The 7,969-nt window shown below is 64.2% G+C and carries 8 protein-coding genes; 4 read left to right on the plus strand and 4 right to left on the minus strand.

The window, feature by feature from the left end:
• Nucleotides 1-20: 20 nt before the first annotated feature.
• Together HU729_RS06520 and HU729_RS06525 are read left to right on the plus strand one after the other, a co-directional pair.
• Nucleotides 21-791, plus strand: a complete 771-nt coding sequence (locus HU729_RS06520; RefSeq protein WP_186709191.1) for a helix-turn-helix domain-containing protein — start codon at nucleotides 21-23, stop codon at nucleotides 789-791.
• 105 nt (nucleotides 792-896) lie between these two features.
• Nucleotides 897-1,214: a putative quinol monooxygenase gene (locus HU729_RS06525; RefSeq protein WP_054891418.1), complete on the plus strand. Its 318-nt coding sequence runs from the start codon at nucleotides 897-899 to the stop codon at nucleotides 1,212-1,214.
• Nucleotides 1,215-1,484: 270 nt separating this feature from the next.
• On the opposite strand, the gene HU729_RS06530 is transcribed toward HU729_RS06525, so the two are convergent.
• From HU729_RS06530 to HU729_RS06545, 4 genes are read right to left on the minus strand one after another with little or no spacing between them, the layout of a single operon-like run.
• On the minus strand, nucleotides 1,485-2,333 hold the full coding sequence (locus HU729_RS06530; protein ID WP_186709193.1) for a DUF1989 domain-containing protein: 849 nt from the start codon (nucleotides 2,331-2,333) through the stop codon (nucleotides 1,485-1,487).
• 16 nt (nucleotides 2,334-2,349) lie between these two features.
• Nucleotides 2,350-3,027, minus strand: coding sequence for a GntR family transcriptional regulator (locus HU729_RS06535; protein ID WP_186709200.1), 678 nt, complete (start codon nucleotides 3,025-3,027; stop codon nucleotides 2,350-2,352).
• Nucleotides 3,024-4,529 (minus strand): amino acid ABC transporter permease/ATP-binding protein, encoded by a 1,506-nt coding sequence (locus HU729_RS25950; protein WP_186709202.1) that lies wholly within the window; start codon nucleotides 4,527-4,529, stop codon nucleotides 3,024-3,026. Before HU729_RS25950 ends, HU729_RS06535 begins: the two co-directional genes overlap by 4 nt.
• A 15-nt stretch (nucleotides 4,530-4,544) precedes the next feature.
• Nucleotides 4,545-5,375: an ABC transporter substrate-binding protein gene (locus HU729_RS06545; protein WP_186709203.1), complete on the minus strand. Its 831-nt coding sequence runs from the start codon at nucleotides 5,373-5,375 to the stop codon at nucleotides 4,545-4,547.
• 284 nt (nucleotides 5,376-5,659) lie between these two features.
• Between HU729_RS06545 and HU729_RS06550 the strand changes: the two genes are divergently transcribed.
• The gene (locus tag HU729_RS06550; RefSeq protein ID WP_186709205.1) at nucleotides 5,660-7,717 is read left to right on the plus strand and encodes a carbon starvation CstA family protein; all 2,058 of its coding nucleotides are present in this window, start codon (nucleotides 5,660-5,662) and stop codon (nucleotides 7,715-7,717) included.
• Between the two features lie 11 nt (nucleotides 7,718-7,728).
• Nucleotides 7,729-7,932 carry a YbdD/YjiX family protein gene (locus HU729_RS06555; RefSeq protein ID WP_186709207.1) on the plus strand — a complete coding sequence of 68 codons (204 nt, stop codon included), beginning with the start codon at nucleotides 7,729-7,731 and terminating at the stop codon, nucleotides 7,930-7,932.
• Nucleotides 7,933-7,969: the final 37 nt, after the last annotated feature.

The raw sequence follows: 7,969 nt of genomic DNA on the forward strand, positions 1-7,969 counted from the left end.
GTGCAGACACGGAGGCGAACATGAGCGGCAATGGAGACGGCGGTGGCGTGCGATCGGTTGAGCGGGCGTTGACGATCATCGAATTGCTGGGTGAGCACCAGGCCCTTGGGCTGGAGGAGCTGCACTACCTGACGGCGTTACCCAAGGCCACAGTATCGCGCATGCTCGCCACCTTGCAGGAGCAGGGCTGGACCTACCGGGGCCTGAGCGACCGCCGCTACCGTCTGCGCGCGCGGCGCCTGTTCGGCGACGGCCAGTTGCGGTTCAAGCGGCAGATGGTCGAAAGCGCCGCGCCCCTGTTGCTGGAGCTCAGCGAGCGCACCGGGTTGGTGGCCGACTTGTCATGCTTCGACGGCCAGCGCCTGGAAGTGATGGAGAGCGCGATTCCCCAGGTGTTGCGCAAGCGCTACCCGAACAACTGCCAGATCGTCGGCCACCACGCCAGCCTGTTCCACTCGGCGATGGGGCGCGCCTGCCTGGGCGAGCTGGAGCAGCATGAGGTCGAGCGCCTGGCCGAGCATGCGCACCTGGGGGACGACACACTGCTGCGCGGCATCGAGGACGAGACACAGCAAGGTTTTGCCCGGCGCACGGAAGGTTACTGGGAGTATCCGGTGCGGCTACCGTTCCTGATCCGCGCCATCGCCTTGCCGGTCCACACGCAAGGACGGCTGGCGGGGAGCATCGCCTTGCACTGGCCACTGGACCAGGCACCGGTAGAGCGGGTGCTGGGGCTGCACCTGGAGAGCCTGGCGAGAACCGTTGACCAGGTGCAGCAAACGCTGGCCTGAGCGATTTTCCGCATCGCGTTGAAAGTGTTATCGGGCGGCGCGGCTGTTTGCCGGCCATCGCCCCGGCAATACTGTGCGCAACTCAAACGTGTTGGAGATGTGACGATGGGTGCGCAGGTAACGAACAATCCGCTGGTATCGATTGCAGTACTCAAGGCCCGCGAGGGCAGGGCGCTGGCACTGAAGCAGGCGTTGTTGGAACTGATTGAACCGACCCGCGCGGAGCCAGGCAATCTGGACTATGTGCTGTTCGAGGGCAAGGATGAGCCGGGGACGTTCTACATGCGCGAGGCGTTCGTCGACCAGGCCGCGCTTGATGCGCATTTCGCCGCACCGTATTTCCAGCGGTTTGCGGCGCAGAGCGAAATGCTGTTGGGCGAGCCGCTGCGCTTGATCTTTCTGGAGCAGGTCTCTGATCGTTGAAAAAGACACCGCGCTGCCTGGCACGGGCTACGCCCGTGTTCGCGGGACCAGTCGGGGCGCCGAACCGCCGCCCCCACAGGGATTGGGCTGACCTTTAGATTTTCAACAAGAAAGTTACCCCTACAAGAGCTCCGCAACTTCTGAATACTGCGGTGTTACCTGTGGGAGCGGGCTAGTCCCGCGATCACCGGCGAAGCCGGTGCCTTTCACCGCGGTGTTCTTTTCACGGGCACGTCGGGGCGGCGAACCGCCGCCCTCCAGCTCAGCCGATCATTCCCACTCGGCCTTGCCGATCGCCAGCCCGTGCATGCCGTTGTAGCTGGCGCGCTTGGGCTGCGTCCAGCCCTCCAGCAGGCTGTCGTCGAGCTTGTAGATTTCCACCCCCAGCGGTCGGCAGACCGACAGCGGGTCCTGTGCCTCAGGCCCCCACATCGGCAGTGAGAGGTCGCCGCCCGGGCAGGTCGACAGCGCACACAGCACATCGATTTCGGCGAAGAACTCCAGGTAATCACCCTGCTTGGCCGGGCAGGCCTTCATGAAGTACATGTCGTCATGGTTCAGGCCGGTGCACTGGAAGATGTTCAGCACATCGTGCACGTCGAACTCGGTCAGCCCATGGGGCAACACGGCGCGGGTGAGGTTGGAGTGGCAGTGGTGATGGAAGTCCTCGCCGGTGAGCATCTTGTTCACGTAGGGGTCGCAACGGGTGCCGAGCAGGTCGTGCAGGCGTCCGCCGTGTTCGTCGATGCCGTAGTCGGCCAGGCTGTCGTCGGTGATGGTTACCAGCGGGCGCAGGAATGGCAGGTTCGACCACAGTCGGTCGTAGGTGGTGACGTGGGCACCCTGCAACTGGCGGGTACGGGCCGCCCACAGGCGCTCACGCGGGTCGTTGGCGTTCCAGATGTTGAAGTCGCCGACCTGCGGGCCGACTGGGGTGGTGACGCGGAACACGTGGCCGGCCGGCACCTTCCAGGCGCGACCGGTGCGGATCGGCACTTCGAACTGCTCGATCAGCGTGCGTGCATCCTGGCGCTCGCGCACGCGGTCATAGAAAGGCTTGTCGACCTGCAGGGCAGCGCCTTTGCTGACCTGGTAGGCGGCGGGATAATCCTTGTACATGGGTAGGTCTCCGGTTTCAGGAACGGGGTGGATGGCTGAACAGGTCGAGCAGGGCGTGCTCGGAGTCGTCCAGGTAACGGGTCATGGCTTCGGCGGCATCGTGACGCAAGCCGTCGGCGAGCAGGTCGTGGATCTCTCGGTCGCGCTCCAGCCACGGGCTCTGGAAGTTCTTTTCATCGGGCGCAACGGCGAACACCAGACGCATCTGCGCAGCGATATTGGTGAAGAAGGCATCCAGCAGCGGGCTGCGCAGCAGGCCGACGATGTGCTGGTGAAAGCGCAGGCTGTGGGTGCCGAAGGCCTGCCAGTCTTCACGATCACGGGCAAGTTCGGCCGCCTCGATGGCGTCGAGCATGCGGTCGGACTGGTATTCGCGCAGCGGCTTGCTGCCGTGGATCGCCTGCACCTCAAGTGTGCGGCGCACCAGAAAGATATCGCGCACCTCGGCGACACCCAGCCTGCGCACCATCACACCCTTGTTGCGCACGTAGGTGGTCAGGCCTTCGTGACCCAACTGGTGCAGGGCCTCGCGTACGGTGTTGCGCGAAGCGTTATAGCGGCCGGTGAGCTCTGCCTCGACCAGCGGCATGCCTGAGACCAGGCGGCCGCCGATGATGTCTTCGCGCAGTTCGAGGGCCACCTGGTCGGCCAGGGGCAGGCTTTCGCCGGTCTTTTCCGGGACTTTGCTGCTCATGCCAGTTGCACGTCCTTGAGGAAGCGGCCCATGCGCTCGCTGCGGTTGTCGAGCAACTCGCGCGGCGCACCGGCCTGGATGATCTCTCCGCGCTCCATGAACACCACGCGGTCGGAGACCTGGAAGGCGAATTTCATTTCATGGGTGACGATGACCATGGTCATGCCCTCGCGGGCGAGGTCCTCGATCACCTTGAGCACATCGCCGACCAGTTCCGGATCGAGCGCCGAGGTCGGCTCGTCGAACAGCATCACCTGCGGGCGCATGGCCAGTGCCCGGGCGATCGCCACCCTTTGCTGCTGGCCGCCGGAGAGCTGGTGCGGGTACTTGCCGGCATGCTCGCGCAGGCCCACCTTGCTCAGCAGCGCCAAGCCCAAGGCGCGCAGGTCGGTGTCGCTGGCATGGCCATGGTGACGTGGGGCGAGTATCACGTTCTCCAGCACCGTCTTGTGCGGGAACAGGTTGAAACCCTGGAAGACCATGCCGACCTGGACGATGCCCTCCATGTGCAAGCGATTGCCGAGGCTGCCGCCGTCTTCTTCACGCCCGCGCAGGAACGGCGCGCCGCACAGCTCGACCTGGCCACGATCCAGGCCCTCCAGGCCGTTCAGGGTACGGATCAGCGTAGTCTTGCCCGACCCCGAAGGCCCGATGATCGACACTACTTCGCCGAAGCGGATGTCCAGGTCGATGCCCTTGAGTACTTCCAGCTGACCATAGTGCTTGCGCGCGCCGAACACCCGCAGGGCGAAGTCGCCCTGCCTGGGTGCGGTCTCGCGCCGGGCAGGCGCCGGTTGCGCCGGGCCATCGGCAATGGCCTTGGGCTGGCGCCGGGTGACGTCAAGGTGCTGCTCCAGGCGACGTAGCAGGTAACTGAACACCGTGACGATCAGCACATAGTAGAAGGCGACCGCGAGCATGGTCTCCATTACCAGGAAGTTCTGCGTGTACAGCTGCTGGCCGACCAGCAGGATCTCCGACAGCGAAATCACCGACACCAGCGAGGTCAGCTTCACGATGGTGATGTACTCGTTGGCCAGGGTCGGCAATGCCACCCGCAACGCCTGTGGAATCACGATCAGGCGCTGCACACCGGTGTAGCGGATACCCAGCGCCTTGCCGGCCTCGAGTTGCCCCTTGGCCACTGCCAGCAGGCCGCCGCGATGAATCTCGGCGATATAGGCCGATTCGCTCAGCACCAAGGCGATCAGGCCGGCGGCGTAGGGGTTGGACAGCAACACGCTGGTACTCGGGAAGACCTGGGGCAGGTTGTAGACGAAGATCAGCAGCACCAGCAGCGGCAGGCTGCGGAAGAACCAGATGTACAGTGCCGCGCCGCGGTTCAGGGCGCGGTTGCTCGACTGCCGCGCCAGCGCCAGGACAAAGCCGAAGACGATGCCCAGCAGCCAGGTCTCGACGCTCAACTCCACCACGGTGCCGACCGCCTTCCAGAAGTCGCCGTTGACCAGCAGGCCGGCGGCATAATCCCAATCGAATTGCATGCTCGACGCTCCTGCTTACTGCGCTTTCGCTTGAGGATTCTGGCCCAGGGCCTGGGCCACTTCGGCAGGGCTGGGCTCGCCGAGGTTGTAGCGAGTCAACAGCGTCTGGTACTCGCCACTGCGCTTCATGGCCTCGAAGCCCTGGCGCAGTTCACCGAGCAGTGCATCGTTGCCCTTGCGCACGGCAAGGCCAATGACCACCGGGTAGATCAGCTCGTGGGAACTGATCACCACTCGGTCCTTGAGCTTGTCGGCGGTGATGGCCGCCACTGCGGCGTCTTCGAACTGCACATCGACCGCCTTGGCCAGCAGGGCCTGGGCCGCCTCCGGTGAGGTGGGGAATTCGCGCGAGTCGATCGGCGCCTGGCCGTTGGCCTCGCAGTGGCTTTTTGACAGCGCCATCAGCTTGGGAATCCACGACCCACCCTTGATCGAACCAATGCGCTTGCCGCACAGGTCCTGGGGCGCTTGCGGGCGGAAACTGTCATCGGCACGCACCATCAGCGAGGCACCGCTCTTGAGGTAGGGCAGGAAATCGACCTGCGCCGCGCGCTCAGGGGTGACGTAAAGGGCCGAGGCGACCACATCGAAGCGTCGAGCGTTTACGCCCATCACCAGGTTGGCAAAGCGGGTGTCCTGGAACTGGGGGGCGAGCTTGAGGTGCTGGCCGAGCAGGGTCATGAACTCGGGATCGAAGCCGGCAGGCTTGCCCTGGTCGAGGTACGTGTAGGGAGGGTAGGTGAGGTCCGAGCCGATGGACAGGCGATCGGACTGCAAGGTGCCGTCGGCGGCCTGTGCGGCGGCACTGAGGGTCAGGGCGAGGGTGAGGGCTGTTGCTCGGGACATGAAGTACGCTCCACTTATGATTGTTCAACAATCGTTGTGGAATCATAAATCAATAGTCGTGCCAACAATGCCAGAAACCGCCTCGGAGGATTGGGGCACTGCCCGCGAAAAGCGCACCGCAACCCTCACTGACACCCCCTCTACGTAGTTCTACGTAGTACTTACGCGTAGTACTGCGAATGTTCTTGTGGACCCAGTACGCCGAGAGTGTCGTCGTCCCTACCCGGGCACCCACAAAAACAAAAACCGTCGCCGGCACACCCGTCGCGACAGGAGAAATCCCGATGACCAAACTGGCTACCCGAATTGCCTGGTTCGCCATTGCCTTGCTGGGCGCATTCGCGCTGGGCACCGTGGCGTTGCGCAGGGGCGAAGCCATCAGCGCCCTGTGGATCGTCACCGCAGCCGTCGCCATCTACCTCGTTGCCTACCGCTACTACAGCCTGTTCATCGCCAACAAGGTGATGCAACTGGACTCCACCCGCGCCACCCCGGCCGTGCTGCACAACGACGGGCTGGACTACGTACCGACCAACAAGCACATCCTCTTCGGCCATCACTTCGCCGCCATCGCTGGCGCCGGCCCGCTGGTCGGCCCGGTGCTCGCCGCGCAGATGGGCTACCTGCCCGGCACGCTCTGGCTGATTGCCGGTGTGGTACTGGCAGGGGCCGTGCAGGACTTCATGGTCCTGTTCATCTCCACCCGCCGCAATGGCCGCTCCCTGGGCGACCTGGTACGCGAGGAAATGGGCTCGATCCCCGGAACCATCGCGCTGTTCGGCACTTTCCTGATCATGATCATCATCCTTGCGGTGCTGTCGCTGATCGTGGTCAAGGCCCTGGCCGAGAGCCCGTGGGGCATGTTCACGGTGATGGCGACCATCCCGATCGCCATGTTCATGGGCGTGTACCTGCGCTACCTGCGCCCGGGTCGTATCGGCGAGATCTCGGTGATCGGCGTGGCACTGATGCTTGCCTCTATCTGGGGCGGCGGCATGGTTGCCGCGGATCCAGTGTGGGGCCCAGCGTTCACCTTCACCGGCGTGCAGATCACCTGGATGTTGATCGGCTATGGTTTCGTCGCCGCTGTGCTGCCGATCTGGCTGATTCTGGCGCCACGCGACTACCTCTCGACCTTTCTCAAGATCGGCACCATCGTGGCGCTGGCCATCGGTATCCTCGTGATCGCGCCTGAGCTCAAGATGCCGGCCATCACCCAATTCGTCGACGGCACAGGCCCCGTGTGGAAGGGGGCGCTGTTCCCGTTCCTGTTCATCACCATCGCCTGTGGTGCAGTGTCCGGCTTCCATGCGCTGATCAGCTCCGGCACCACGCCCAAGCTGCTGGCCAACGAAAGCCATGCTCGCTACATCGGCTACGGCGCCATGCTGATGGAGTCGTTCGTGGCGATCATGGCCATGGTTGCCGCCTCGGTCATCGAGCCGGGCGTGTACTTCGCCATGAACAGCCCGGCCGCAGTGGTCGGTGCCGACGTCGTGTCGGTGGCGCAGACCGTCAGCAACTGGGGCTTCACCATCACCCCGGAAATCCTCCAGCAGACCGCCACCGACATCGGCGAGCACTCGATCCTGGCCCGCGCCGGTGGTGCACCGACCCTGGCCGTGGGTATCGCGCAGATCCTGCACCAGGCGCTGCCGGGTGAGAACACCATGGCGTTCTGGTACCACTTCGCGATCCTGTTCGAGGCGTTGTTCATCCTGACCGCCGTGGATGCCGGCACCCGAGCCGGGCGTTTCATGCTCCAGGACCTGCTGGGCAACTTCGTGCCGGCACTGAAAAAGACCGACTCCTGGACCGCCAACCTGGTGGCCACCGCTGGCTGCGTGGCGATGTGGGGCTGGTTGCTGTACCAGGGGGTGATCGATCCACTGGGCGGCATCAACACCTTGTGGCCGCTGTTTGGCATCTCCAACCAGATGCTGGCCGGCATCGCCCTGATGCTCGCGTCGGTGGTGCTGATCCGCATGAAGCGCCAGCAGTATGTCTGGGTCACCTTGCTGCCTGCCGTATGGCTGCTGATCTGCACCACCACCGCGGGCCTGATCAAGCTGTTCGACCCCAACCCGGGCATGGGCTTCCTGGCGCTGGCGCGCAAGTACAGCGATGCCGCAGCAGCCGGGCAGGTGCTGGCACCGGCCAAGGATCTGGCACAGATGCAGCACGTGATCTTCAACGCCTACACCAACGCCGTGCTGACCGGGTTGTTCCTGTTCGTGGTGCTGAGCATCCTGTGCTTTGCGGTGAAGGTCGGCAGACGCGCCTGGGTCAAGCCTGAGCGCAGCGACAAGGAGTCACCGTTCCAGCCGATCCCCGACGCCTGAGGAACGCTGCGATGTTGAGCAAACTGAGCAAGATGGGCAAATGCATGGGGCAGGCCGCGCGCATGCTGGTCGGCATGCCCGACTACGACACCTACGTCGCGCATATGCAGGCCCAGCACCCGGGCGAGCCGGTGATGAGCCGCAAGGCGTTCTTCCGCGAGCGGCAGGATGCACGCTACAACGGTGCCAGCGGACGTCCGACGCGTTGCTGCTGAGGTGTTTGCCGTGTAAAAGGGGCGCCACGCTTGTCGT

Source organism: Pseudomonas sp. RW10S2 (assembly GCF_014268985.1).
GTDB classification, from domain to species: domain Bacteria; phylum Pseudomonadota; class Gammaproteobacteria; order Pseudomonadales; family Pseudomonadaceae; genus Aquipseudomonas; species Aquipseudomonas wayambapalatensis.

Coding starts and splice junctions, on each gene's coding strand:
- HU729_RS06550 (WP_186709205.1), top strand. CDS start 5,660: ATGACCAAACTGGCTACCCGAATTGCCTGGTTCGCCATTGCCTTGCTG.
- HU729_RS06530 (WP_186709193.1), bottom strand. CDS start 2,333: ATGTACAAGGATTATCCCGCCGCCTACCAGGTCAGCAAAGGCGCTGCC.
- HU729_RS25950 (WP_186709202.1), bottom strand. CDS start 4,529: ATGCAATTCGATTGGGATTATGCCGCCGGCCTGCTGGTCAACGGCGAC.
- HU729_RS06535 (WP_186709200.1), bottom strand. CDS start 3,027: ATGAGCAGCAAAGTCCCGGAAAAGACCGGCGAAAGCCTGCCCCTGGCC.
- HU729_RS06545 (WP_186709203.1), bottom strand. CDS start 5,375: ATGTCCCGAGCAACAGCCCTCACCCTCGCCCTGACCCTCAGTGCCGCC.
- HU729_RS06525 (WP_054891418.1), top strand. CDS start 897: ATGGGTGCGCAGGTAACGAACAATCCGCTGGTATCGATTGCAGTACTC.
- HU729_RS06555 (WP_186709207.1), top strand. CDS start 7,729: ATGTTGAGCAAACTGAGCAAGATGGGCAAATGCATGGGGCAGGCCGCG.
- HU729_RS06520 (WP_186709191.1), top strand. CDS start 21: ATGAGCGGCAATGGAGACGGCGGTGGCGTGCGATCGGTTGAGCGGGCG.